Here is a 23936-nt window from a genome sequence, read left to right on the forward strand (position 1 = left end):
CATGCTCAATGACTGGCCGGATCTCTGTTATCGTTCAGTTATGGCAGCGAAGACGCCCGGATCCCTCCTCGAAGACCAGTGGCGGGACATCCTCTCGGTGCACGCGCGCACGATGTGCGAGATCGACCGCGCGCTGCATCCGCACGGCCTCGGAGCCAGTGACTTCGAGGTCCTGGACATCCTCGCCTCGGCCTCGGCCACGGCCGCGGAAGCGGGCGAGCAGTGCCGGGTGCAGAACATCGCCGGTCAGGTCCACCTCAGCCAGAGCGCCCTGTCCCGCCTCATCGGCCGGCTGGAGAAGGACGGCCTGGTGGAGCGCACCGTCTGCCAGGAAGACCGCCGCGGAGTATGGGTCGCGCTCACCGAGAAGGGCCGCGACCTGCACTCCGAGGTACTCCCCCTGCAACGCGCCGTCCTGGCCAGGATATTGAAGGGCTAGGACGGCCGACTAGACGATGAACTCCGCGCCGTCCGGCAGGACTTCGACCCCGGTCCCGGTCACCCGCGCATGGGCGTCCGAGGCCTGATCGAGCAGCGGGTTCGTGTTGTTGAGGTGGGTGTAGATCCGGCGCGGGCCGGGATGCCCGGCCAGGGCGGCCAGGCTGCCGTGGGCGCCCGAGACGGGCAGGTGCCCCATCGCGGCCTGTCCGTCGGACGGCATCCCGGCCTGGCCGCCCGCGGCCCGCACCGCCGTGCCCATCTCGTCGGCCGCGTAGAAGGTGCCGTCGAGCAGCGCGCAGGTCGCCGTGGTGAGCAGTGCGTCCAGTTCGGGTGTCCAACTGCCCAGGCATGGCGCGTAGACGAGCGCTCCGCCGCTGGCCAGGTCCTCGATCCGGTACGCCGTCACCCAGCGGGCGTCCGCGGTGGGCCCGAAGACGTACTTCGGAGCCTTGGAGCCGACCGGGTGCGCGCTCACGACCAGACCGCCGGCCAGCACGAAGCCGCCCTCGGTCAGGCTGTCCGCCCACTCCCACGGGGCGTAGCGGTCGAGCATGGCGCGCAGCGGGGCAAGCGTGGCGAGGACGGGAGGCGCGGCATAGACCTTGAGTCCCGCGCCGCCCCGCAGAATCGTCAGCCCCATGACGTGGTCGGCCTCGGCGTCGGTCAGGAGCACGCCGCGTACCGGGGTGTCTCTGGGCCCCGGCCCGGGTGCGAGCGCGGGCGTGCCGGTGAGCTGCGTACGGATGTCGGGTGAAGCGTTGAGCAGCCACCAGTCGCGGGAGTTGCCGCTGACAGCGACGCACTCCTGTGTCCGCGTCGGCAGCTTGCCGTCGCGGGCGGCCGCGCACAGCGCGCAGGCGCAGTTCCACTGAGGGAAGCCGCCACCGGCGGCCGTGCCCAGCAGGACGACTTTCAACAGAACCCCACCCCTCCGTATCGGACCCTCCCGGGGATCTTCCCGCCAGGACGGGCCGAACTACCCGGCGGAAGGGGGCAGTTCCGGACGTCCTTCGCTCGGGCGCCGGTCCTGCGGCCGCCGGGGAGGGATCGGGCTGGTGGCGAAGTCCCGCGAGCCCGTCCACAGCGCGGGGACCACGTCGCCACGGCGGCACAATTCGTACGCGACCGTCTCGTAGTTGACCCGCCAGCCGTGGAAGTCCGGCCAAGCCTGTTTCGCTGTCCGCTCGGCGGGGAAACCGGCCTCTTCCAGCATGGCGACGGCCGCGTCGAACTCCAGGAAGGACAGCTGGATCGGCGCCCCGGGACTGGGGTCCTGGTCGAACTCGAAGCGCAGTGAGCGGGCGATGTCGCGCAGCGCGGTGAAGCCCGCGCGCAGCACCAGGCGTGCCTCGGGCGGGGCGCTGTTCGGGGTGAGCGCCAGCTGCATGGCCGCCGCGTCCATGACGGCGACCAGGCCGACGATCCAACTGCGGTAGGGCCGCGGCGAACGGAACGCCAGCAGGACCGGGTACGTGGAGTGGCTCTCACCGATGTCCGAGGCGAGTCGCTCCCAGGCGCGGTACAGCTCGGGCAACGCGGTCTCGGTGTCGACCAGCCACTGCCGGGCGAGGATCTCCGGACCCCAGGCGGGTTCGCCCGCGCGTGCCTGGAGGAGGGTCACCTCCAGTTCGCGGCGGTTGTAGGCGGCGTACAGGGTGGGCAGGTACGCGATCTGCAGGGCGATCACCACCGGCCCGGTGGCCGCCGCCAGGAAGTCCACGACGGACAGGTGCAGTCTGGCGCCGCTGGCGAAGCCCAGGGTGAAAAGGCTGGAACCGGCCTCCCTGATGGACTGGGTCCAGGACAGCGTGGACAGGGAGTGCAGCAGCAGTCCGAATCCGACCAGCGCGCCGCCGAGCCAGCTCGCGAGCATGCCGATCAGCATGAGCGGAGCCAGCCAGGTCTGCGCGCGGTCGTGCGCGTGGTAGCTGCCGCCGGGAGCGGCCAGACGCAGCAGCAGGCGCAGCGAGCGCCACCAGCGGATCACCAGCGGGGAGTAGAGCCCGCGGGGTACGACGAGGGTGCGCAGGATGCTGACGAGAACCAACACCAGGAGCAGTCCGCCGGCCACGCCGGAGATCCATTTCATGGGGTCATTGTCACGCCGGGAGCGTTCCGCTTCAGGCGGGGGTTGCCGGCTGCTCGCCGGGGAGCGCGCACGAGGGCGGTTGAGCTCGATCGTGTGAGGGTCGGCTTCCGGGCTTGCGGGCTTGTGGTGGCCTGGGCCGTTCGGGCTGCGGTGATCGTGCGATCCGGGACGCCGGGTGCGGGGTCGGCGTATGGGGCCCTGCTCCGCCGGAGTGATGGTTCAGGGCCTCCCCGTCGTCTCTGGCCGCGCCCATAGGGCCAGGTCGCGCCAGGAACGGTACGCGCCTCGGGGACGTGTCCCCTCGGCGCGGCGGTTCCGCAGGGCTCGCACCGACGGGCGACGGGCGGGACCGGAGCGGGCAGAGGGTGGGCCGGGGCGGGCCGGGCACCACGTGCCAGGTGCGCGGCGGTCGGCCGCCGACGCGGCGCACCGGTCACGGTTTCCGGACAGCGGCCTCGTGGCGTGGAGCGACTTCGGTGCCATAGGCACCTGGTTTGTGATCACGGCGGCCCTCGGGGAGCCGGGGAATGAGCGGTGTCGGCGCCGTCCATCCCCATCACGCCCGAGAACGGACGGCCGTCAGATCTGCGGCCGGGCCAGCAGGGTGCGTACGCCCTCGGAGCTGAGAGTCAGACCGTGCGGCGAGCTGGCGTCGATCGTGAGCGACAAGTCGTCCGACGGCCACTGGGAGGCGAGCGCACCGAGCGGCACGAGGCGGTACCGGGAGACGGACGGGAGCAACTCGGCCATCTCCAGCTCCGATGTGAACACCGGCACCACCTGCTCGCCGCCCGGCTGGTCCAGGACGGGCAGCGCCACGGCCGTGGGGTCGGCGGCGTCCCGCTCATCGGCATCGTCGGGCACCGGGACCAGTACGTCGCTGCCGGCCAGCGCGTCCAGGGCGGCGGTGTCCTGCGTGTTCTCGACGAGCGCGTTCAAAGCCTCCTGAGCCGGTGTCTCGCCCGTGGGCCGGTGGTGGTCGTTCAAGGGTGTGTCCATGTCAGATTCCCGGGTAGTGGCGGACGGACCACCCGGGACACATCGTTCCCGGGCGCAACGTCGGTCGCGTACCCGTCCTGAGCCGGGGCATTCCTCGTGTTCGCTTCAGGGCAGCAACGGGATGTCGTCCGACGGCAGGCCGAGGCGGTCGCGGCCGACGCGCCGGTGGAGCGGCTCGGCCATGGTCGGGCCGACATGGGTCCAGTACGTGGCCGCGTCCCGGAAGTAGCGCTGCATCCGCTCGCCGTCGCGCGCGTACCGGGAGCCCGCCGTGCGGAAGAGGATGCCGTGCAGCACATCCCAGGCCATGCGCCCCGCGGTGAGGAAGACGAGCGCGAGCCGGTTGTCCTCGGCGGGGGTGAACGCGGCCTCGCCCGAGACATTGCGCCGGCACGCCTCCATCCAGTCCTCCGCGTTGCGTTGGAGCGCCGCCTCAGCCGTGTGGATCGCTCCCAGCGCCTCACCCAAGTGCCGCTGGTAGTCGTGGAGTTCGGCCCGGGTGCGGCTCGCGTCCGCGATGAGCGGGCGTTCGGCGACGATTCGGGCGTACTCGTCCGCGGCCGCGTACGCGATGCCGATGACGATGGCGGCCAGCTCCCCGTGGAAGAAGCTGATCGCCCGTCCCGCGTACAGGGCGTCGCCGTGGAGTTTCGAGCCGGGTGTGCCGCCCTCGACGGGCAGGTCGAGCAGGCTCACCTCCTCGGTGAAGTGATTCGGGATGCGCCCCTGGTCGATGCGGATGCTGTTGGATCCGCTGCCGCGCAGGCCCAGTACGCCGTGCCAGTCGTCGACGACCGTCCAGATCGCGCGCGGCGCGACGAACAGGACGAACGGTCCAGGCGGATCACCGGGCTTCTCGGGGGCCCGCAGGGTCTGGCCGACGTAGTGCGTCGAGTAGGGGGCGCCCGACGCATAGGGCCAGGTCCCATCGAGTACGACGTGACCGTCGCCGTCGGGCCGGGCGACGCCGATCGGTACGACGGTGGAGGCGGCGCGGAAGTCTCCGTCGTCCCCGAAGATCTCGTCCTGCGCCTTCTCGTCGAAAAGGGTGGCGACCTGGAGGACGTGGGCGGCGGTGAGGGACAGGGCCCAGCCGGTGGAGGGACAGCCGCGGGCGATCTCGGTGACCACGCGGTAGAAGGTGGGCAGGCCGAACTCGTATCCGCCGTAGCGACGCGGTTGCAGGATCCGGTAGAACCCGGCCCGCAGGAAGTCGTCGTGGGTGTCCTTCGGATAGTGCGTCAACCGCTCGGTCTCCGGCTGCCGTTCGAGCAGTGCGGGCCGCATCGCCACGGCCCGCTCGATCAGTTCGCGTTCGGTGAGTCCCGGTTCGGGAACGGCGATCACAGTGCCTCCCGACGGGTGGGGCCGTCATTGCGCGTGCAATACATGTGATTGAACACGGCAACCGCTGCGGTGTACCCACCGGATAACGCCAAGTAGGTTGATCCGCCGGTCGGTTGAAGCGCTTGCCTGTCCGCCGGGGGGCGCAAGGGGAGTGACTTCCATGCGGGGCGTGCTCCCGTACGCCGCTCGCACAGGTTACTCACCGTCACCAAATTGCTGTAGATCTTTATACGGAGCGTGACGACGCAAGAGGCCGTCGCGCTGCCATCAGTCTACGAAAACCCACAGCTACAGGAACGAGGCAACCGATGCCGCTCGAAACAGTCACGGCCCCGGCCGGAGGCGCCACGACGCAGGATCAGGAACAGCAGAGCCTCGGTACGGCAGCGGCGCGCAATCTCGCCACGACGACCAAGTCCGAACCCCAGATGCAGGGCATCAGCTCGCGCTGGCTGTCCCGGATGCTGCCATGGGTGAACGTGCCGGGTGCCATGTACCGGGTGAACCGCCGCCTCTCGTACACCCTGGGCGACGGCCGGGTCTCGTTCGTGAAGACCGGCGCGAAGGTGCAGGTCGTCCCGGCCGAGCTGGGTGAACTGCCGCTGCTGCGCGGCTTCGTCGACGGCGACGTGCTCGGCGCGCTGGCGGACAAGTTCGTGCAGAAGGAGTTCGAACCCGGCCAGGTCATCGTGCACGCCGGCCGCAAGGCGGACCACGTCTACCTGATCGCGCACGGCAAGGTGGAGAAGATCGGCGAGGGACCGTACGGCGACGAGTCGATCCTCGGTCTGATGGCCAACGGGGACTCCTTCGGCGGCCAGGTCCTCGCGGGGAGTGCCAAGAAGTGGGACTTCACGGCGCGCGCCGCGACCGCCACGACAGTCCTCGCTCTGCCGCTCACCGCGTACAAGGCCGTCGCCGATCGCCACGAGGGCCTGCGCAACCACGTCCAGCGGATCAGCTCCAACGGACACCAGAAGATGAACAAGTCCGGCGAGGCCGAGATCACCCTCAGCTCGGGGCACGTCGGGGAGGCCGCACTTCCGGGCACGTTCGCGGACTACGAGCTGCAGCCGCGCGAGTACGAGCTGAGCGTGGCTCAGACGGTGCTGCGCGTGCACAGCCGGGTCGCCGACCTCTACAACGAGCCGATGAACCAGACCCAGCAGCAGCTGCGCCTGACCATCGAGGCGCTGCGCGAGCGTCAGGAGTACGAGCTGGTCAACAACCAGGACTTCGGGCTGCTCCACAACGCCGACTTCGACCAGCGGATCTCCACCTACTCGGGCCCGCCGACCCCCGACGACCTGGACGAACTGCTGAGCATGCGGCGCGGCACCCGCTGTCTGTTCGCCCACCCGCGCGCGATCGCCGCCTTCGGCCGGGAGTGCAACAAGCGCGGCATCTACTTCGGCGGCATCGAGCTGAACGGCCATCACCTGCCCGCCTGGCGCGGGGTTCCGCTGCTGCCGTGCGGCAAGATCCCGGTCAGCAAGGCCAACACCTCGTCGATCATCGCGATGCGTACGGGCGAGGACGACCAGGGTGTGATCGGCCTGTACCAGACCGGGATTCCGGACGAGGTCGAGCCCGGTCTGAACGTACGGTTCATGGGCATCGACGAGAAGGCGATCATCTCCTACCTGGTCAGCACGTACTACTCCGCGGCCGTCCTCGTACCGGACGCCCTCGGCATCCTGGAGAACGTCGAGGTCGCCCGTACGAACGGGAGCTGACGACTGTGTCGTTGATCTCCCGGGTCGTCGCACCCGTGGCGGGCCATGACATGGCGGGGCTGGTACGGGCGCTGCTGTCGGCGCGGTCGTCGGCACCACTGCGGCTGCCCGTCCCCTCTAAGGCGGCGCGCGGTCCACGGCTGCCGTCCGCTCCGACGGGGCTGGGCACGTCCGCGGCACGGATCGGCTCTCCCGCGGTGGGGATCGCCTCCCCTGCGATGCGGATCCCCACGCCTGCGGTGGGGGTCACCCCGCCTTCGCCCGCTTCGATGCGCTCCCCAGTCCTGCCCTCGGGGCCGACGGGACTGGGCACCTCGGCCACCCGGCTGCGGGCTCCGGAGCCACGCCCGGAGCCCGAACCGGCGGCGGATCCCGCTCCGAAACTGCACTGTCCGCCCGCCGTCCGCGACGACCGCGCCCTCGGCGAGACCGTCACCGAGCGGCTGGTCGAGTGGGCGGAGGAGGTCGGGATCTACCCTGGCCAGCTCGACAAGATCCGCAAGGCCGACTTCGGGCGGCTGATCATGCTGGCGCACCCGGAGTCGGACGACCCCGACCGGCTCCTGGCGGCGGCGAAGTGCGCGCTCGCGGAGTGGTCCGTCGACGACCACTACGTGGACGGAGAGGTAGAGGAAGCGCGGCCCGAACTGCTGGGGCAGCGCCTCGCGATCGCCCACTCGGTGATCGACCAGGCGCATCTCCCCCTGACATACGCACCGCAGTTGGAGGAGGTCGTGCGGGCGGACCCCGTCATGCGCGCCCTCCGGTCGAGTCTCGACAACCTCGCCCGGTACGCGACGACGTCTCAGGTACGCCGGCTCCGCCACGAGCTGGGGATCATGTTCGTCGCCTACAACCAGGAAGGCGTCTGGCACACGGCCGAACAGACCCCGCCGGTCTGGGAGTTCCTGATGCACCGGCACGAGAACAGCTTCGTGCCGTGCATGGTGCTGGTCGACGCGGTCGCGGGATACGAGTTGCCGTACGGCGAATTCGCCGACCCCCGGGTGCGCCGCGCCTTCACCATGGCGGGCACGGCGAGCGTGATCGTCAACGACCTCTACTCCATGGGCAAGGAGGATCCCACGGACTTCAGCCTGCCCCGGCTGATCGCGTCCGAGGACCAGTGCTCCCTGGAGGAGGCGGTCGACCGGACCGTCGAGGTCCACAACGAACTCATGCACACCTTCGAGGCCGAGGCCGCGGCCCTCGCCGCCGCCGGCTCCCCCGAGCTGCGCCGCTTCCTGGCCGGCACCTGGGCCTGGCTCGGCGGCAGCCGCGAATGGCACGCCGGCAGCGCCCGCTACACCACGGCCGCCTGATACCTCAACGCCCTTCACCCGCAAGGAGATTGGATCACCATGCCTGTCACCGACATGGAAATGATCGCCATGGACAAGGTCCTGCGCACCGAGTACCAGAAGTCCGTCGCCGACTACTGGAACGCGGAGAGGAACGCGGTCAACCTCCGGCTCGGCGAGGTCGACGACCTCTACCACCACCACTACGGCATCGGCGACTACGACCCGTCCGTTCTGCAGGGCCCCGCGGACACCCGCGAGCAGCGCATGATCGAGGAGATGCACCGCCTGGAGACCGCGCAGGCGGACGTCCTCCTCGACCACCTCGGCCCGATCAGGCCGGCGGACCACCTGCTGGACGCCGGCTCGGGCCGCGGCGGCACCAGCATCATGGCCAACGCCCGCTTCGACTGCTCGGTGGACGGCGTGAGCATCTCGGAGCAGCAGGTCGCCTTCGCTAACGACCAGGCCGCCCGCCGCAAGGTGTCCGACAAGGTCCGCTTCCACTTCCGCAATATGCTCGACACGGGCTTCGCCACCGGTTCGCGACGCGGCATCTGGACCAACGAGACCACGATGTACGTCGACCTCCTCGAGCTGTACGGGGAGTTCTCCCGGCTGCTGGAGCCCGGTGGCCGTTACGTGTGCATCACCGGGTGCTCCAACGACGTCAAGGGCATGCGCTCCAAGGCCGTCAGCAAGATCGACGAGCACTACACCTGCAACATCCACCCGCGCAGCGAGTACTTCAGGGCGATGGCCGCGAACAACCTCGTCCCCATCAACGTCGTCGATCTGACCGCGGCGACCATTCCGTACTGGGAGCTGCGGGCCAAGTCCTCCGTGACGACCGGCATCGAGGAGGCGTTCCTGACGGCGTACAAGGAGGGCAGCTTCCACTACCTGTTGATCGCGGCCGACCGCATCTGATGTGAGAGTGGGGCCCGGCTCCTCAAGATCCGGGCCCCGCACACCTGCACGGGATCGCAGAGCGAATGCACTGGATCGCAGAGCGAACGGGGCTCAGGGTGAAAACGAACCAGTAGTGGTGACCGGCGCCCACGCGCGGAGGGAGTGTCGGCGCCTAGCTTGGGTCCATGCCGATGCAACCCTGGTTCACCGATGCCAAGCTGGGCATCTTCATCCACTACGGCATCTACGCCGTCGACGGATGGGCCGAGTCCTGGTCCTTCTACACGGGCGAGGTCTCGCACGAGCAATACATGAAACAGCTCGACGGCTTCACCGCGTCGCACTACGACCCGCGGGCCTGGGCCCAGTTCTTCGCCCGTGTCGGCGCCCAGTACGCGGTGCTGACCACCAAGCACCACGACGGCGTCGCTCTGTGGGACACCGCCCACGGCGACCTGAACGTCGTCCGGCACACACCGGCCGGCCGTGACCTGGTCAGCGGATTCGCGGACGCTCTGCGCGAGCAGGGCCTGAAGGTCGGCCTCTACTACTCGCACTCCGACTGGAACCACCCCGACTACCCGAGCATCAGGCATGTCGAGCCCGGCGACGAGCCCCCGAGCCGGTACTCCCACGCCGAGCCCGGCAAGGAGGACCCGGCGGCCTGGGAGCGCTACCTGGCCTACCGCGACGGCCAGGTCGGCGAACTCGTCGACCGCTTCCGCCCGGACCTGCTCTGGTTCGACGGCGAGTGGGAGCGCACCGAGGAGCAGTGGGGGATCCGCGAACTGGCCGAGCTGATCCTCACGGGCAATCCGGACACCGTCCTCAACGCCCGCATGCTCGGTTACGGCGACTACGCCACTCCCGAGCAGGGCGTTCCGCTGCAGGCCCCCGACGGCCCCTGGGAACTGTGCCTGACGGTCAACGACTCGTGGAGCTACCGGCCGAAGGACCGCGACTTCAAGTCGGTGCGCCAGCTGGTGCGTTACTTCACGGAGACGATCGGGATGGGCGGCAATCTGCTGCTCGGAGTCGGCCCCCGGGAGGACGGAACGATCCCCGAGGAGCAGGTCGAACGTGTCGAGGGTCTGGGCGCGTGGATCGCGCACCACAGCGATGCCGTGTACGGGACGGTCGCCGGACTGCCCGCCGGACACCACTACGGCCCCAGCACCCTGTCCGCCGACCGGCGCACGCTCTACCTGATGTGCTTCGACGCGCCGCGCGAGTCCGTCGCGATCCGCGGACTGCGCAACGCGGTACGACGGGTGACCGTCCTCGGCACGGGCACCGAACTGGACCACCACATCACCGGCGGACTGGACGCGGTACCTGGCGTGACCTGGATCGACGCCCCTGCCGCGGCGGACCTCGACGCATACGCCACCGTGCTCGCGGTCGAGCTGGACGGGGAGCTGGACCTCTATCGGGGCACCGGGCGGGACTGAACGTGACGACGGGCCTTCGGAGGGAGTCTCCGAAGGCCCCTCCACGCCTGGAGGTCAGCCGAACTCCCGAGACAGCTGGAGGTGGTCGGGGTCGAGCAGGCTCACGACATGTTCGACGAAGGACCCGTCGGCCGCGCGGCTGTTAGCGAACCGGGATCCGGCTCGCAGAGGTCTGGGCACGCGGTGAGAAGCTGTGCCCGAACCGGCGTACTCAAGGTCGAGGGGCACCAGCCACCGAGCCCTTCCCTACCGGAGGTACCTCACCTGTGACCATCACCAAGGCAGCCCCGCCCCCGGTCGACCATCGCGATGCGGACGACCGGCAGGGCCGGCGGGGTTGGCAGATCAACTCCCCTCTCGTGCTGACCATGCTGCTGCTCCTGGTGGTCGCGGCGCAGGGGCCGGTCCGCCGGGCGCTGGCCGCGCCGGTGATGCAGAGCTGGATGACCGTGTTCGTGGCGGTGGTGATCCAGGCCCTGCCCTTCCTCGTCCTCGGCGTGCTGCTGTCGGCGGTCATCGCGGTGTTCGTCCCGCCGTCGTTCTTCGCCCGCGCGCTGCCGAGCAGGCCCGCCCTGGCGGTGCCGGTGGCCGGGATGGCCGGGGCGGTCCTGCCCGGCTGCGAGTGCGCCTCCGTGCCGGTGGCCGGGGCTCTGGTACGCCGGGGCGTCACGCCCGCGGCGGCGCTGGCGTTCCTGTTGTCCGCCCCGGCGATCAACCCCATCGTGCTGACCGCCACGGCCGTGGCGTTTCCGCGCGATCCGGAGATGGTCCTCGCCCGGTTCGTGGCGAGTCTGCTGGTGGCCTGCGCGATGGGGTGGCTGTGGCAACGCCTCGGCCGCACCGACTGGCTGCGTCCACCCGCCCGCCCGGCGCACGAGGGCCTCGGCAAGGGGGCGGCTTTCTGGGGATCCGTTCGGCACGACGTGATGCACGCCGGCGGCTTCCTCGTGGTGGGCGCCATGGCCGCGGCCACGCTCAAGGCCGTCGTACCGGCGAGCTGGCTGCACGCCGCGGCCGGCAACCCCGTGGTGTCGGTCCTCGCCCTGGCGGTTCTCGCCGTGCTGTTGTCGATCTGCTCCGAGGCCGACGCGTTCGTGGTCGCGTCACTGTCCCAGTTCTCGCTCACCGCCCGGCTGGCGTTCCTCGTCGTCGGACCGATGATCGACCTGAAGCTCTTCGCCATGCAGGTCGGCACGTTCGGCCGCGGGTTCGCGCTGCGCTTCGCGCCCGCCACGTTCGCGCTGGCGATTCTCATGTCGGTCCTGGTCGGGGCGGTGCTGCTGTGAACCGGCAGGCACAGGCGGCGGTTCTCTTCCTGGTCGGCGCGGCGGTGCTGCACGCCGGCACCACGGACCTCTACCTGCGGTACGTCAAGGCCGGGTTGCGGCCCCTGCTGCTCGGGGCGGGGGTTGTGCTGATCCTCGCGGCGTTCGCCACGGTGTGGTACGAGTTGCGCGGGACACGCACGACCGAGCAGCGCCAACCCGAGGCCGGCCACGGCGACGACCAGGACGGGCACCGAGTGGACCAGGACAGGCCTGGACCCGAGTACCGACACGGTCACGAGCACGGACACGGACACGGAGACGCCCACCGCGAACCGCGTATCTCCTGGCTCCTCATCCTCCCCCTGCTGGCCCTGATCCTGGTCGCCCCGCCCGCTCTCGGCTCCTACAGCGCCATGCGCACCGGCACGGCTCTGCAGGCGCCCTTCGGTTACCCCGCCCTCCCGGCCCGCGACCCGGTCCCCCTCAGCCTCGTCGACTACGCCGGCCGCGCGGCCTACGGCCACGGCCGCTCCCTCGGCGACCGGCGGATCAGGATCACCGGTTTCGTCGCCCTCGACCGCGCCGGTACGCCGTATCTCGTCCGCATGGCCCTCAACTGCTGTGCCGCGGACGCCCAACCCGTCAAGGTCGGCCTGACCGGACGGATTCCGCCCGTCCTCCAACCCGACACCTGGCTCGAGGTCACCGGCACCTACACCGGCAAGCGGACCAAGGATCCCGTCAACGGCGGCATCATCCCGTTCCTCGACGTCAGCCGGGCCAGGCCGGTCGCGACGCCGCACGACCCGTATGACGAGAGCTGGAACAACTGAGTGGGCGTGGCCCGGTCAAGGACTGGGCGAACTTCGGGGGGCTTCACCCGCCCCGGATCGTGCTGCTTCGCTGACAGGCCCCCTGGTGCACCTGCTGGTACGGATCGGCGTCGGATCCATCAGGTCCGTGTGGAGCTGGACACGGGACTACACCCGTCACGGACTGTCATGGATCTTGCGCATGGCGCACCGGTCGCGTCCGGTCGGGTTTAGACCGGTTCATCCCGGTCAGTCGTAGGCGTAGATCGCACAGTCGAAGCAGTGAGGACGTGATCCGCGTGGCCAAGAACCAGAAGGCACGGGCCAAGACGGAGCAGGCCAAGGGCAAGGCCGAGGAGGCCGCCGGGCGTGCTGTCGGCAACGAGCGCCTGACTGCCAAAGGCAAGGCGGATCAGGTGAAGGGTGACACCCGCCAGGCCAAGGAGAAGATGAAGGAAATCTTCAAGCACTGACGATCACCCAGGACGCAGGGCCCGCCGCACGCTCTTGCGGCGGGCTCTCCGCTGCCCGGACGACCGTCCCGGGCAGCGCTTGTGCCGATGAGCTCAGGCCGTGAGGGCCTGCCGGGGTGCACCGGCGGTACCCGGTGCACCCCTCACGGCAGGGCGTACCGGGTACGTGGTCTTCGCCGGATCGACCACCGGGTCCCCCAGCACGATCCGGCCCGCCGCGTGCAGCGCGTCGCACTCGTCGGTGGGCAGGGCCACATGACAGCCTCCCTGTCCGGCGCCGGCACCGACGGGTTGCCAGTAGCCGTACCGGCGACGGCCGTTGGCGTGCACGGTGAGACAGACGGGAACGCGTTGCACGGTGATGAGACGCAGAACCTCGGAACCGCCGGGGCCGAGTGGAGCGGGGGTGCGCGGGAGGGCTCGGAGCATCGTCAGCGGGCTCCGTTCACGGCTCGCGACACGGCGCGGCGGTGGAGAGTGGGCGTCATGTGCGGGCGGGCCTTTCGACGGACGGGGGTCGATCGCGTACCGCCGGGAGCGGTGACGTTCTCGCTGCCCGGACATTGTTGCGGAGGCCACTGACAACGCGATCGGGCCCATTCCGGAGCACTCCCCGGAGCCCACCGCCGGAAGCGCGGCGTCGGTGCGCGATCACAGTCCGCGCGCGATCACACTGCTTGAAAATGAAATAACGCCGGGCGGCCGTGCGTGGGAAGGCCGCCCACGCATGCCTGCTCGGCGCGGTGGGGACGCGAGGGTGGCAAGATGGAACCGAGCGTGAGCGGCGCGGGCGCTTCGACACGTAAGCAGGTGGCACATGTCGCACGAACACGGCGAGGTCTGGGAGCAATTCGCCGTCGCCCTCGCGGAGATGGCGCGGGATCTGCTCGCCCAGGACTCGGTCCAGGACACCTTGGACCGCATCGTGGATCATGCGACGGTTCTGATCAACGGGTGCGACGAGGCCGGCATCCTCACTGTGCGGCGGGGTGAGGTGCAGGCCCTGGCTGCCACGAGCGACGTGGTGCGCCGCGCGGACCGTATCCAGCAGGACCTGGGCGAAGGCCCGTGCTTCGACGCCGTGACGGACCGTCAGCAGATCTACTCCATCGAGGACTTGAGCCGACCGAACGAGCACTGGTCCCGCTTCGCCCCCGAGCTCAGGAAGCTGGGCATGGGGAGCATGATGGGCATTCTCCTCTTCACCGAGGACGACGAGCTCGGCGCGCTCAACCTGTACTCCCGGCGGCCGCAGGCCTTCGACGAGGCCGCTCGCCGGGCCGGCTGGGTCCTCGCCTCGCACGCCGCCGTGGCCTTCTCCGCGGCCCGAACGCATCAGCAGCTCGGCGACGCCCTGGAGACCCGCCACGAGATCGGCGAGGCCATGGGCATTCTCATGGAGCGGTACGGACTGACCGAGGACACGGCCTTCAAGCTGCTCAAGAAGGCATCTCAGGACCACAACATCAAACTGCGCGCGATCGCCCGCCAGATCTGCGAGACCGGCGAGAAGCCCGGCTGACACCGCGTCCTTGCCATCGCGTCGCATGTCGGTCGTCGCGGCGTCGCCCCGGGCGGCGGAGGCCCGCCGCCCGGTCTCGGACCGCGAACTGCCGCGACGGCGCCTGCGCGTCAGGCGGCAGCCGGGGACCGTCTCCTGCCGCGAGCCAGCGGGCCCAGCGCGAGCCGCGTGACGCGCTGCCAGTCGGCGGCGGGTCTGCGCAGAGGCGTACCCGGGCGGTTGCGCGGCACGCGGACCCGCAGCGCCCCTGCGGCGATCCGGCACACCACAGGTGCCGGCAGCAGCACATGTTCCCCGTCGATGCCGGCCGGGACGGTGTCCGTGTCCGCTTCGACGACCACCTCCTGAGCGGTGAGCCGCAGAAGGCCCGCGGAACGCGCGCCGCGCACCATCCGCGCCGCCTGCGCGGCGTTCTCGACCCGCACGCACAGCACGCCGAGCCGTCCGGAATCCAGCCGCTCCCGGCGACCCGGGTGGGTCGAGTCGACGGCCCGCAGGTAGGGGTTGTTGCTGACCAGCAGGGCCTGCAGCCCTTCGGCGCGCGCGGCGTCGGCGCGCATCCGCAGCCTGGGCGCGTCGGGGCCGGTGAGCAGTCCCGGCAGCACCTGCAGGGTCGTCTGCACCTTCGCGTCGCGGTAGGCAGGGTCGCCGACCACGGCCGCATACGTTCCGAACGAGGCGTTGTTGACGAACACCCGGTCGGCGGCGAATCCGAGGTCGACGCGGAGCTCGACGCCGTCGGCCAGGGCGTCCAGACCCGTCGCCGGATCGTCGCGGTCGAGGCCGAGATCGAGGGCGAAGTGGTTGCGGGTGCCGGCGGGAATCACCAGGAAGGGCAGGTCGTGGCGCGCCGCCACCTCGGCCACCAGGGCCTGGGTGCCGTCCCCGCCCGCCACCGCCAGCAGGTCGGCTCCGTCGGCCACGGCCTGCCGGGCCAGTTCGGCCACGTCCTGCCCGCCGGCGCCGAGCAGGACGACACGGGCGCCCGCCGCCCGCGCCTTGTCGACCAGATGGAACCGTCCCACTTTGCCGCCGCCGGAGCGCGGATTCATGAGGATCCAGGGATGGCGGGGTGCCTCGGCAGGTTCACCCTCGGGTGCGGAGTGGATACGTCCCGGCGCCACGGCGATCCGAGCGGCCGCCGTGCCCAGCGCCCACAGGCCCAGCGAGACAAGGGCCGGCCCCAGCATGCCGAACGCGGCGTACAGCGCGAGGACCGTGACCGGCGCGGTCAGCGACAGGACCACTCCCGCCACACGCACCACGCGGGTGTGGGCCAGGGTCCACCACACCCCGACGGCGGTGAGGGCAAGGCCGGCGATGCCGAACAGCGCCCAGACCACGCTCCGCAGACCGGCTGCGACGAGCGCCACCAGCACGCTCGTCAGCAGGGTGAGCAGCGCCAGCCGCGCCCACCCTGCACGCCCCTCACCGGCGGCTCCCGCGGGATGGCCTCCGGGCCCGCTCGCCTCCGTGCTGTGTCGTCCCACGTGGCGCCCTCCCCCGCGGTTTCGGCTGCCGCCGGTCTCACTGGACGGGCCTGGCGGTCCCGTCCTCCCGGGCCACGCACAGGGCCCAGATGACGAACCCCGAGAAAGCGATCATGACGATCGACCAGACCGGGGAGTACGGCAGGGAGAGGAAGTTGGCGATGATGATGAGTCCGGCGATGGCCACCCCGGCCACGCGCGCCCACATCGCCGTCTGGAAGAGTCCGAGACTGACGATCACGGCGACGGCGCCCAGAACGAGGTGGACCCAGCCCCAGCCCGTGAGGTCGAACTGGAAGACGTAGTTGCGTGTCGCGACGAAGACGTCGTCCTCGGCGATCGCCATGACACCCCTGAGGATGTCCAGTACGCCTGCGATCATGAGCAGGACGGCTGCGAAAGCCGTCAGACCTTCGGCCCAGTGCCGCTTGGCCGGGTGCGCGTGCGCGGTGGGAGTCGTGGTCATCGTGCTGCCTCATTTCAGTCGTGTGCGGTGCTCTCAGCCACCGGAGGTGGAGGTGGAGGTGTCTGCGCCCGACCGTTGCGCCGGGCCGGAGGCGCTCAGGACCAGTTCCTTCGCCCTGCGGAACTCCTCGTCCGTGATGTCGCCGCGGGCACGGATTTCGGACAGCTTGGCGAGTTCGTCGACACTGCTCGGCCTGCCCTCGCCGCCCTTGGCGGTCTCCCGGATGTAGCTCTCGAAGGCCGCCTGCTGCTGGCGCGCCTGCTGCACTTCCCGCTGCCCCATGTGCTTGCCGCGAGCGATCACGTAGACCAGCACGCCCAGGAAGGGCACGACGATGACGAACAGCAGCCAGCCGGCCTTGGCCCAGCCGCCCAGGTCGTCGTCACGGAAGATGTCGACGATGACCCGGAAGAGCAGGATGAACCACATGATCCACAGGAAGAACCACAGCATGGACCAGAAGACGCTCAGCAGCGGATAGTCGTACGCGAGGTACATCTGCGCGCTCATGTCTCTCCTCCGTCCCGGGCGTCGGCCCGGCAGCCGTTCTGTGCCGTCTTCAGCGTGCCCACGGCAAGGACCGGACGTCCTCACCCGAGGCGGGTGAGCGGTTTCCCGGCCATGGCTCAGAGCGGGTGCTCTTCCCTCAGGCTGTCCCGCCGCTGCCCTGCGGCTCCGCGACCCCGGACCTGCGGAGTGCGGCCCGCCACGCGAACGCGAGCACCACCTCGACCAGGCCGAGCACAACGAGCCACAGACCGAGCAGCCGGGTCAGCGCCCGGGCCGACTCGGTGGGCAGGGCCAGCACCACGATCCCCGCGAGGATGGCGATCACCGCGGCGCCGATGACGAAGCCGCGGTGGGGCAGGTCCTTGGTGGCGATGGCTCCGTAGAGGCTGAGGATGCCGGACACCAGCCAGACGATCCCGACGACCAACGAAAGCGCAGCGATCGTCTGGAATGGGTTCCTCAGGCAGAGCACCCCGGCCAGGACGTACAGCACCGCGATGAGCAGCCCGGACAGCCGGTGGCCGAGTTCGTCCCGACCGAAGGCCGCGACGAACCGGAACGCTCCGATGACAAGCAGATACAGACCGATGAGCACCGCCAGGACATGGAGGGTCTCGTCCGGCCAGACCAGTACCAGGATGCCCGGCACGAGCGTGGCGACCGCGGAACCCAGGATCCACGTCCACGAGCGCCCGAGTTCCGCCAGCACGTCCTCGGGGTCGCCCGACGGCCCGGAGGCCGCCCCGTCGGGCATGTGTTCCGGTCCGGTACGCGGTGTCGGACCACGCGACTCGGTCATGGCTCCTCCTCGCGCGATCGAGCGGATCGCTCCCGGACCGCCGACGGGGCGGTGTGTGGGGATCTCACTCAGCCAGCGTCCCGCCGACCGCCGGTCACCGGGTCACCCCGGGCGGGTGATCCGTACTCGCCACCGGGGCGATGACGTGGGTGCGGCAAGACCTGCCTCGGCGTACCGCGGTCCGTACAAAGAGACACGAGATGAACGATCCAGCGGCTGCCCGGACAGAGCCCGCCCGGAACCCGGCCTGCTCCGCCTGTTCGCGCAGCTGTGCGGGGCTTGTCCGGCGCGGGCCCACGCGCGCTCCGGCGATCCCGTCGCCATCGCCGCCTACCTGGGCGGGAGCGACCGCTTCGACCGTGCGCTCACCGGTTCGCCCAGGCCTACGCCGACCGGAACGAGCGGGACTTCGAGGTGCTGGGCGCCGCCGTCCGCTCCGGCAGGATCCACACAGAGAGCCTCTGAGGGAGCCCCCCGCAGCGAGGGACGCGTCACTCCGGCAGCTGGCGCATCTCCAGGACCCGTAGTCCCAGCGACTGACAGCGGGCCAACAGCCCGTACAAGTGCGCCTCGTCGACGACGGAGCCGAACAGGATTGTCTGTCCGGACATCACCACGTGTTCCAGCTCCGGGAAGGCACTGGTCAGCGTCTCCGACATGTGTCCTTCGACGCGGATCTCGTAGCGCATGAGCTGCTCTCCCCCGGGTGTCCTGGGACCGGCGGGCTGCACCCCTTCCCTGCGATCGTCCGCCGCCGCGCACCGCCCGGCCTCACCCCGTAGAGGTGATACGTCGCCCGGCACACGCTCCACCTGCGTCAATGCAACAGAAGGAGCTTGAACAAGATGATCAGCAGACCGAGCAGCAAATTCACCGAGGCGGCGACCGTCACCAGGCGCCACGAGGCACCTGACCGTCGAGCCGCGGCCGCCGACCAGCCCACCTGGCCCGCCACCGCAACCGTGAGCGCCAGCCAGAAAGCGCCCGTTACGTCGAGACCCAGGAGAGGGCTGACGGCCACGGCGACGGCCGGCGGAACGGCGGCCTTGACGATCGGCCACTCGTCGCGGCACACGTGCAGCACGGTTCGGCGATCCAGGCTCTGCTGTGCCAGGCGTGCCCCGAACAGCTGGGCATGCACATGCGCGATCCAGAACACCACGCCGGTGAGCAACAGCAGCAGCACCAGCTCCAGGCGCGGGAACGCGCCCAGGGTGCCGGCGCCGACGACCACCGAGGCGGCGAGCATGGATCCGTAGACGCCACCGGTGTAGTCGGCATGGGTCTGCCGCTCGGCGGCGCGCGCTCGCGCCGAGGCGTGCTCGGTCTCGGACATCGCGGCCTCCCTCGAAGTCAGCGGGACGCTCCCAGCGCGTCGGACGGGGCGCCACCGGGTTGCCTCGGAGCACCGGTCCGAGTCGGCAGATTCGGTGTGACCAGGAAACTGGCGAGCGTGATTGCCCCGGTGGCGAGGATCGCCGCCTTCAGGCCGTCGAGCTGCGCCGACGCGTACGAGTCCGTGAGGGCGTCCACCTCGGACCTCGGCAGCCCTGCTTGTTCGGCCGCCGAGCGCATCTGCTCGGTGGGCACGAAGGTGATCCCGGCTTCGAGGGCGACACCGGTCTGCCGACGGGTTTCCTCCGACAACCTCGGGTGGTCCTCCACCTGGGTGGTGAAGGCGTGGGCCAGTGCGCCGATGAGGATCGATCCGATGAGCGCGGTGCCCAGCGCGGAGCCGAGGTTCTGGGCGGTGAACTGCAGCCCGCCGACCTCGCTGCGTTCCTCCTCGCCCACGCTGGACTGGACGACGTTGCCCAACTGCGAGGCCAGCAGGCCCATGCCCACGCCGAGCACGGCCATGGCTCCGGCGAACTGCGCGTCGTCGATGACCGGGTCGATGGTGGCCAGCAGCCATACGATGGCGGCGAACAGGGTCGCCAGGGCCAGTCGGACCACCCGGCGCGGTCCGGCCACCCGCCCCAGCCGGGCGGCGACCATCGAGGCCGCGAGCATGGTGACGGACACCGGGAGCAGCCGCAGCCCTGTCTGGAAGGCGTCGAAGCCCTGAACCACCTGCAAGTACAGCGGGATGGTGAAGAACAGTCCCAGCAGGATGAGGTTCTGGCTCAGCAGCGACATCAGGCCGGATCGCAGCGCGGGCTTGCGCAGCAGGGGCAGATGCACCAGGGGCTCGGCGCCGCGAGCGTCCCGCCGTCTCTCCCAGTGCACGAAGACGGCCAGCACGGCCACCCCGGCGCCGACGACGAACAGCGTCGGCGCGAAGCCCAGGACGGTGAAGGGTGGGTTGCGGGGCTGCACCCATCCCCACGAGCTGCTCTGCAGCACACCGAGCACGCCCAGGGCCAGCCCGACCGCCGACAGCGCGGCGCCGACCCCGTCCAGCCGGGGGCGCGGACCGGTCCGGGGCGCCTCCGTGATCACCCGGTGGAAGCACAGGACGGCCACGACGACCACTACTTCACCGGCGAACACCAGCCGCCAGGTGAGGTAGGTCGTCACCCAGCCGCCCAGCAGCGGGCCGACGGCGATCCCGGCCCCGGCGAGCCCGCCGATGACGCCGTAGGCGACGGCCCGGTCCCGACCGCGGTAGGACTCGGCTACGAGGGCCGCCATGGCCGGCAGCACCATCGCGGCACCGAGTCCTTCGATGACCGACCAGCCCAGCGTGAGGACCCACAGCGTGGGAGCCACCGCGGTCAGGGCCGAACCCGTGCCGTAGACGACGAGGCCGAGCAGGAAGAGACGACGCCGTCCGAAGATGTCACCGAGCCTGCCGCCGATGATCATGAATGCCGCCATGACCAGCGCGTACAGCGTGATGACGGCCTGGATGGCGGTGACCTCGGTGTCGAAGTCCTCGACCAGTTGGCTGATGGACACGTTCATGACGGACGTGTCGAGGACCATCAGGAACTGGGCGATACCCAGGACGATCAGCGCCCGCCAGTGCGTCATGGTGTCCACCTCGCCGAGTCGGCCCGGGACACCGGCGGAGTCGGCCGGGCAGCAGCCGGCACCTACCGTGCCGGCAGCACCATCGCATCCGAAGAAGTCACCCGGCGCCTCACCCACCACGGGCGAGCGGGACGGGCGCGGCGGCTCGTGATGGACCCGGCCCTCACTGGCCCTCAGCGGCCCCTTCACGGTCGTGGTGGCAGGAGCCGCAGCTCGCGCGCGCGGCGCACCGCGTCGTGGCGCCGATTGACCCCCAGCTTTCGGTAGACGCTCTTGAGGTGGGTCTTGACCGTGTTCACCGACACATACAGATCGGCGGCGATCTCCTCCGTCGACATCATCTGGGCCAGCCGTTCCAGCACATCGCGCTCGCGTCCGCTCAGCTCCTCCACCACCGGCGTCGATGGCGGGCCCTCGGGCCGGGGCAGCCCACCGGGTGACGGCGTACCGGGTGTGAGCCAGCCCGCGGCCAGCTCTCGCAGGGACACCGTGCCCAGCAGAGGTCGGATCCACGGTCCGGCTTCGAGGAAGGGACGCCGCAGTCGCTCGCGGCGTGCCTCGTGGAGAGCCTGCGCGACGAGCCTGCGCGAGGTGGCGGAGTCTCCCGCCCCGTCGGCGGCCTGGGCCCGTACCAGCGAGGCCCGGACGGTCACCGCAGGGCCGTTGCGGCCCTCGGGACGCACCCTGTCGAGCAGCTCCATCGCCTCGACGGGTCTGCCCGCCGCGAGCTCGGCCCGTGCTGCCGCCACGACACACGCCGGCTGGTCGTCGGGCACCGCCCGTAGCAGCTCGGCTGCCGTCTCCGGCAGGCCGTCGGCCAGGCGCGCGGCGGAGGCCACCAGCGCCGTCTGCCCCTTCGCCCAGGGGGAGATGACGTCGGCGGCGACAGCCGATTCCGCCGCTGCGAGCGCGGCCTGTGTGTCGCCGCGGGCCAGCAGCAGACGCGCTGTGGCGATGGCCCGGCCCGCCTCCATCACCGGGTCCCGCATCACGTGGTGTGAGTCGGCCGCCGTGTCGAGGAGGGCCTGGGCCTGTCTCAGTTCGTTGCGGTCGACGGCCACGGCGGCCAGGACCAGCAGCTCGATGCCGGAGCCGGACGCCTGAGGCAGGCTGAACCGCTCCGTCTCGGTCATCGCCGCCCGGGCCTTGCGCTCCGCCCTGCCGAGCCAGCCGTTCAGGTAGTCGATCAGGGCCAGGTGCCCCAGGGACTCCTCGCGTGGCAGTGCCGTCGAAGCTCCCCCGGAACAGCAGGCCGCCGCGGTCAGGGCGGCACGTGCGTCCTCGAAGTGCCCGGCCCACAGCCGCGTCGAGCCCAGGTGGGTCAGCAGGAGGGCGGTGAGTTCGGGATGTTCGTCCAGGAGGTGGGCGGGCACCTCGTCCTGGAGTTTCTCGGCCGCCTCCGCGGCACTCTCCGCTCTTCCGGGCGAACCGGTCAGCCGGGCTGCCAGAGCTTCCAGCAGGGCACAACTCAGCCGGGCCGCCGCCAGGCCCGGTGAATCGTCCCCCGCCGACGTCCGCTCCTCGGCCAGGCTCTGCCCGGCGTTCCGCAGGTGGGCCAGGCCTCGGTCGAGGTCGCCCCGGGACAGCTCGCGAGACGCGCGGACGAGGTCCGTGGCGGTGCTCGATGCCTCGGGCCCCATCCGGGAGAACAGCCCGGCCAGATCGTCGCAGTGCAGGCCGGTGAAGAGCTGACCAATGGCGAGGTCGTCGACGAGGGCATCGGCGGTGAACTCCCAGTCGCCCGCCGCCGCACCGTGGCCGAGGGTCTCCGCGAGGGATCCGAAGCGCCGCAGCCATGTCGCGGCCCGCCGGTGGAGTTCGGGCTCCAGGCCGGGAGACCGCATCTGCAGATGTGCATGGAGGATCTCCCTGAACAGCGGGTGGAGGCGGTACCAGGTCTGCCCGAGGTGCTCGACAAACGCGTTCTCGCGGTGCAGCCCGGCCAGGATGGCCCCGGCGTCGGTGCGCTCCGTCAGCGCGTTCGCGAGCTCCGGACAGAAACGCTCGAGAACGCTGACCCGCAGCAGCAGGTCCTGTGTCTCGGGGGTCTGCCGCTTGAGCACCTCCGCCAGCAGGAAATCGGCGACCGTGGTGCGGTCGGCCTCGAACTCCTTCAGATACGTCTCCGGATCCGGCCTCTCCTGCGCGGCGAGGGCGCACAGCCGTAGTCCGGCGGCCCATCCCCGGGTGCGCTCCACGAGCGCGCCCGCAGCGTGCACGGGTAGGCGCAGCCCGTGCCGTTCCAGCAGCGCGGCCGCTTCCTCGGGAGTGAACGCCAGCTCCGCGTTCCTGATCTCCGTCATGTCGCCGGCGGCCCGGTAACGGTGCAGGGGCAGCAGGGGTTCCGTGCGGGTGACGAGGATCAGCCGCATCCCCCGTCCGGCGTGGTGCAGGACGAACTCCAACTGCTCCGCGATCTCCGCGTCGGTCACCCTGTCGTATTCGTCGAGCACCACGATCTGAGGCCGGTCCCGGGTACCCAGATCCTCGGCGAGCCGTGCCAGCAGGGTGTGGTCCACGCGGTTCGCGTCCGCGGGGAGGCCGACTTCGGAGGGCAGTGGGACGCCGGAGGCGCGCAGAGCCTGGAGCAGATACGCCCAGAACATTCCGCACCCCTGGTCCGAGGCCTCGGTGGTGAGCCAGGCGACGGGCCGGTCCCGCCCCGCGGCCCAGTCGGCGACCAACAGGGTCTTGCCCGCACCCGCGGCTCCGTTGACCATGGTCAGCGGCGTCAGCAGCGCCTGGTCGAGGTGTTTGACCAACCGCTCGCGCCGCAGGAACGTCGTGGGGCGCTTCGGTACGGCGAACCGCGTGCGCAAAAACGGGTCTCCCTGGGGATCGGCGCGCGGGGATGATTCCGGACCGTTGTCCTGCAACCCGGTCATGGCGCTCACCACCACTGTTCGTCAGGTCATGGGCAGCGCTCCTGCACTCAGCATCCCAGTGTTCCCGCGTATACGCGCGCCACAGAGGACCGAGTGGCCCCGACTCAAGGGCCGATGGGCGCCCGCCGTGCGACTCCCGTGGACCTGCGGGAGGACCCTTGCCCGGCCGTGGGTCCCGCACGCCTCGCCCTTCCCACCACGACGCTCTGCGGGTGCGATCGCGCCGCCCCCGCAGCACGCTGGAAGCACGCCCGGGACACGGGGCAGTGGTGCGCAGGACGGAGCTCGGAGGTGCTCCCCTTGGCGCACGGCGATCCCGGTCGGCGAGTGGACGAGACGGCGGCCTCGATGCTGCAGGCGCTCTTCACCCAGTCCCCGATCGGGCTCCACCTGCTGGACACCGATCTGCGGGTGGTACGAGTCAACACCGCCACCCCGTTCATGCGTAGGCGCTGCCCG

Annotated in this window: 22 protein-coding genes and 1 pseudogene; 10 read left to right on the top strand and 13 right to left on the bottom strand. The window is 70.5% G+C overall.

The annotated features are described in order from the left end of the window. The first annotated feature begins 40 nt into the window (after positions 1-40). Positions 41-439 carry a MarR family winged helix-turn-helix transcriptional regulator gene (locus tag IEY95_RS01195; RefSeq protein WP_189183902.1) on the top strand — a complete coding sequence of 133 codons (399 nt, stop codon included), beginning with the start codon at positions 41-43 and terminating at the stop codon, positions 437-439. Between the two features lie 9 nt (positions 440-448). Here the strand turns inward: IEY95_RS01195 and pqqB are convergent, their stop codons facing one another. The 4 genes from pqqB to IEY95_RS01215 all read right to left on the bottom strand — a co-directional run bounded on the left by pqqB (position 449) and on the right by IEY95_RS01215 (position 4876). Continuing rightward, positions 449-1357 carry a pyrroloquinoline quinone biosynthesis protein PqqB gene (pqqB, locus tag IEY95_RS01200; RefSeq protein WP_189183903.1) on the bottom strand — a complete coding sequence of 303 codons (909 nt, stop codon included), beginning with the start codon at positions 1355-1357 and terminating at the stop codon, positions 449-451. A gap of 60 nt (positions 1358-1417) precedes the next feature. After that, positions 1418-2530, bottom strand: coding sequence for a hypothetical protein (locus IEY95_RS01205; protein WP_189183904.1), 1113 nt, complete (start codon positions 2528-2530; stop codon positions 1418-1420). Positions 2531-3109: 579 nt separating this feature from the next. Beyond that, positions 3110-3529, bottom strand: a complete 420-nt coding sequence (locus tag IEY95_RS01210; RefSeq protein WP_189183905.1) for an SseB family protein — start codon at positions 3527-3529, stop codon at positions 3110-3112. 105 nt (positions 3530-3634) lie between these two features. Beyond that, positions 3635-4876: an acyl-CoA dehydrogenase family protein gene (locus IEY95_RS01215; protein ID WP_189183906.1), complete on the bottom strand. Its 1242-nt coding sequence runs from the start codon at positions 4874-4876 to the stop codon at positions 3635-3637. Between the two features lie 308 nt (positions 4877-5184). Between IEY95_RS01215 and IEY95_RS01220 the strand changes: the two genes are divergently transcribed. The 7 genes from IEY95_RS01220 to IEY95_RS01250 all read left to right on the top strand — a co-directional run bounded on the left by IEY95_RS01220 (position 5185) and on the right by IEY95_RS01250 (position 12829). After that, the gene (locus IEY95_RS01220) at positions 5185-6612 is read left to right on the top strand and encodes a family 2B encapsulin nanocompartment shell protein (protein WP_189183907.1); all 1428 of its coding nucleotides are present in this window, start codon (positions 5185-5187) and stop codon (positions 6610-6612) included. Positions 6613-6617: 5 nt separating this feature from the next. Then, the gene (locus tag IEY95_RS01225; protein WP_189183908.1) at positions 6618-7934 is read left to right on the top strand and encodes a family 2 encapsulin nanocompartment cargo protein terpene cyclase; all 1317 of its coding nucleotides are present in this window, start codon (positions 6618-6620) and stop codon (positions 7932-7934) included. 39 nt (positions 7935-7973) lie between these two features. Further along, on the top strand, positions 7974-8843 hold the full coding sequence (locus IEY95_RS01230) for a geranyl diphosphate 2-C-methyltransferase (RefSeq protein ID WP_189183909.1): 870 nt from the start codon (positions 7974-7976) through the stop codon (positions 8841-8843). 167 nt (positions 8844-9010) lie between these two features. Then, positions 9011-10276, top strand: a complete 1266-nt coding sequence (locus IEY95_RS01235; RefSeq protein ID WP_189183910.1) for an alpha-L-fucosidase — start codon at positions 9011-9013, stop codon at positions 10274-10276. 266 nt (positions 10277-10542) lie between these two features. Next, positions 10543-11562 carry a permease gene (locus IEY95_RS01240; RefSeq protein ID WP_189183911.1) on the top strand — a complete coding sequence of 340 codons (1020 nt, stop codon included), beginning with the start codon at positions 10543-10545 and terminating at the stop codon, positions 11560-11562. Beyond that, positions 11559-12377 carry a TIGR03943 family putative permease subunit gene (locus IEY95_RS01245; RefSeq protein ID WP_189183912.1) on the top strand — a complete coding sequence of 273 codons (819 nt, stop codon included), beginning with the start codon at positions 11559-11561 and terminating at the stop codon, positions 12375-12377. Before IEY95_RS01240 ends, IEY95_RS01245 begins: the two co-directional genes overlap by 4 nt. Before the next feature lie 278 nt (positions 12378-12655). Further along, complete coding sequence (locus IEY95_RS01250) at positions 12656-12829, top strand: CsbD family protein (RefSeq protein ID WP_189183913.1); 174 nt, start codon at positions 12656-12658, stop codon at positions 12827-12829. Positions 12830-12922: 93 nt separating this feature from the next. On the opposite strand, the gene IEY95_RS01255 is transcribed toward IEY95_RS01250, so the two are convergent. Further along, positions 12923-13258, bottom strand: a complete 336-nt coding sequence (locus IEY95_RS01255) for a hypothetical protein (protein ID WP_189183914.1) — start codon at positions 13256-13258, stop codon at positions 12923-12925. Positions 13259-13646: 388 nt separating this feature from the next. On the opposite strand from IEY95_RS01255, the gene IEY95_RS01260 reads away from it, so the two are divergent. Then, on the top strand, positions 13647-14351 hold the full coding sequence (locus tag IEY95_RS01260) for a GAF and ANTAR domain-containing protein (RefSeq protein WP_189183915.1): 705 nt from the start codon (positions 13647-13649) through the stop codon (positions 14349-14351). 110 nt (positions 14352-14461) lie between these two features. Here the strand turns inward: IEY95_RS01260 and IEY95_RS01265 are convergent, their stop codons facing one another. From IEY95_RS01265 to IEY95_RS01280, 4 genes are all read right to left on the bottom strand, one after another. Next, positions 14462-15841 carry a diacylglycerol/lipid kinase family protein gene (locus IEY95_RS01265; protein ID WP_373294418.1) on the bottom strand — a complete coding sequence of 460 codons (1380 nt, stop codon included), beginning with the start codon at positions 15839-15841 and terminating at the stop codon, positions 14462-14464. Between the two features lie 37 nt (positions 15842-15878). After that, positions 15879-16307: a DUF7144 family membrane protein gene (locus tag IEY95_RS01270; protein ID WP_189183916.1), complete on the bottom strand. Its 429-nt coding sequence runs from the start codon at positions 16305-16307 to the stop codon at positions 15879-15881. A 33-nt stretch (positions 16308-16340) separates the two neighbouring features. Further along, positions 16341-16817, bottom strand: coding sequence for an SHOCT domain-containing protein (locus IEY95_RS01275; RefSeq protein WP_189183917.1), 477 nt, complete (start codon positions 16815-16817; stop codon positions 16341-16343). 136 nt (positions 16818-16953) lie between these two features. Further along, on the bottom strand, positions 16954-17616 hold the full coding sequence (locus tag IEY95_RS01280) for an HdeD family acid-resistance protein (RefSeq protein WP_189183918.1): 663 nt from the start codon (positions 17614-17616) through the stop codon (positions 16954-16956). Between the two features lie 229 nt (positions 17617-17845). On the opposite strand from IEY95_RS01280, the pseudogene IEY95_RS01285 reads away from it, so the two are divergent. Next, positions 17846-18081, top strand: a pseudogene (locus IEY95_RS01285) (DUF2252 family protein); the annotation flags it as partial. Positions 18082-18107: 26 nt separating this feature from the next. Here the strand turns inward: IEY95_RS01285 and IEY95_RS01290 are convergent. From IEY95_RS01290 to IEY95_RS01305, 4 genes are all read right to left on the bottom strand, one after another. Next, entirely contained in the window at positions 18108-18305 is a 198-nt protein-coding gene (locus IEY95_RS01290; RefSeq protein WP_189183919.1) for a DUF8691 family protein, read from the bottom strand. A gap of 128 nt (positions 18306-18433) precedes the next feature. Then, positions 18434-18952: a hypothetical protein gene (locus IEY95_RS01295; RefSeq protein ID WP_189183920.1), complete on the bottom strand. Its 519-nt coding sequence runs from the start codon at positions 18950-18952 to the stop codon at positions 18434-18436. Positions 18953-18969: 17 nt separating this feature from the next. Further along, on the bottom strand, positions 18970-20592 hold the full coding sequence (locus tag IEY95_RS01300; RefSeq protein ID WP_189183921.1) for an MFS transporter: 1623 nt from the start codon (positions 20590-20592) through the stop codon (positions 18970-18972). Positions 20593-20777: 185 nt separating this feature from the next. Next, positions 20778-23477, bottom strand: a complete 2700-nt coding sequence (locus IEY95_RS01305; protein ID WP_189183922.1) for a winged helix-turn-helix domain-containing protein — start codon at positions 23475-23477, stop codon at positions 20778-20780. Positions 23478-23936: the final 459 nt, after the last annotated feature.

The sequence above is a fragment of the Streptomyces albiflavescens genome (assembly GCF_014645835.1).
Lineage (GTDB): Bacteria > Actinomycetota > Actinomycetes > Streptomycetales > Streptomycetaceae > Streptomyces > Streptomyces albiflavescens.

Bases quoted from the DNA above. Each gene is read 5' to 3' on its own strand.
- IEY95_RS01195 (WP_189183902.1), top strand. From the start codon at position 41: ATGGCAGCGAAGACGCCCGGATCCCTCCTCGAAGACCAGTGGCGGGAC.
- IEY95_RS01205 (WP_189183904.1), bottom strand. From the start codon at position 2,530: ATGAAATGGATCTCCGGCGTGGCCGGCGGACTGCTCCTGGTGTTGGTT.
- IEY95_RS01210 (WP_189183905.1), bottom strand. From the start codon at position 3,529: ATGGACACACCCTTGAACGACCACCACCGGCCCACGGGCGAGACACCG.
- IEY95_RS01220 (WP_189183907.1), top strand. From the start codon at position 5,185: ATGCCGCTCGAAACAGTCACGGCCCCGGCCGGAGGCGCCACGACGCAG.
- IEY95_RS01230 (WP_189183909.1), top strand. From the start codon at position 7,974: ATGCCTGTCACCGACATGGAAATGATCGCCATGGACAAGGTCCTGCGC.
- IEY95_RS01235 (WP_189183910.1), top strand. From the start codon at position 9,011: ATGCCGATGCAACCCTGGTTCACCGATGCCAAGCTGGGCATCTTCATC.
- IEY95_RS01255 (WP_189183914.1), bottom strand. From the start codon at position 13,258: ATGCTCCGAGCCCTCCCGCGCACCCCCGCTCCACTCGGCCCCGGCGGT.
- IEY95_RS01260 (WP_189183915.1), top strand. From the start codon at position 13,647: ATGTCGCACGAACACGGCGAGGTCTGGGAGCAATTCGCCGTCGCCCTC.
- IEY95_RS01270 (WP_189183916.1), bottom strand. From the start codon at position 16,307: ATGACCACGACTCCCACCGCGCACGCGCACCCGGCCAAGCGGCACTGG.
- IEY95_RS01275 (WP_189183917.1), bottom strand. From the start codon at position 16,817: ATGAGCGCGCAGATGTACCTCGCGTACGACTATCCGCTGCTGAGCGTC.
- IEY95_RS01280 (WP_189183918.1), bottom strand. From the start codon at position 17,616: ATGACCGAGTCGCGTGGTCCGACACCGCGTACCGGACCGGAACACATG.
- IEY95_RS01290 (WP_189183919.1), bottom strand. From the start codon at position 18,305: ATGCGCTACGAGATCCGCGTCGAAGGACACATGTCGGAGACGCTGACC.
- IEY95_RS01295 (WP_189183920.1), bottom strand. From the start codon at position 18,952: ATGTCCGAGACCGAGCACGCCTCGGCGCGAGCGCGCGCCGCCGAGCGG.
- IEY95_RS01300 (WP_189183921.1), bottom strand. From the start codon at position 20,592: ATGACGCACTGGCGGGCGCTGATCGTCCTGGGTATCGCCCAGTTCCTG.
- IEY95_RS01305 (WP_189183922.1), bottom strand. From the start codon at position 23,477: ATGACCGGGTTGCAGGACAACGGTCCGGAATCATCCCCGCGCGCCGAT.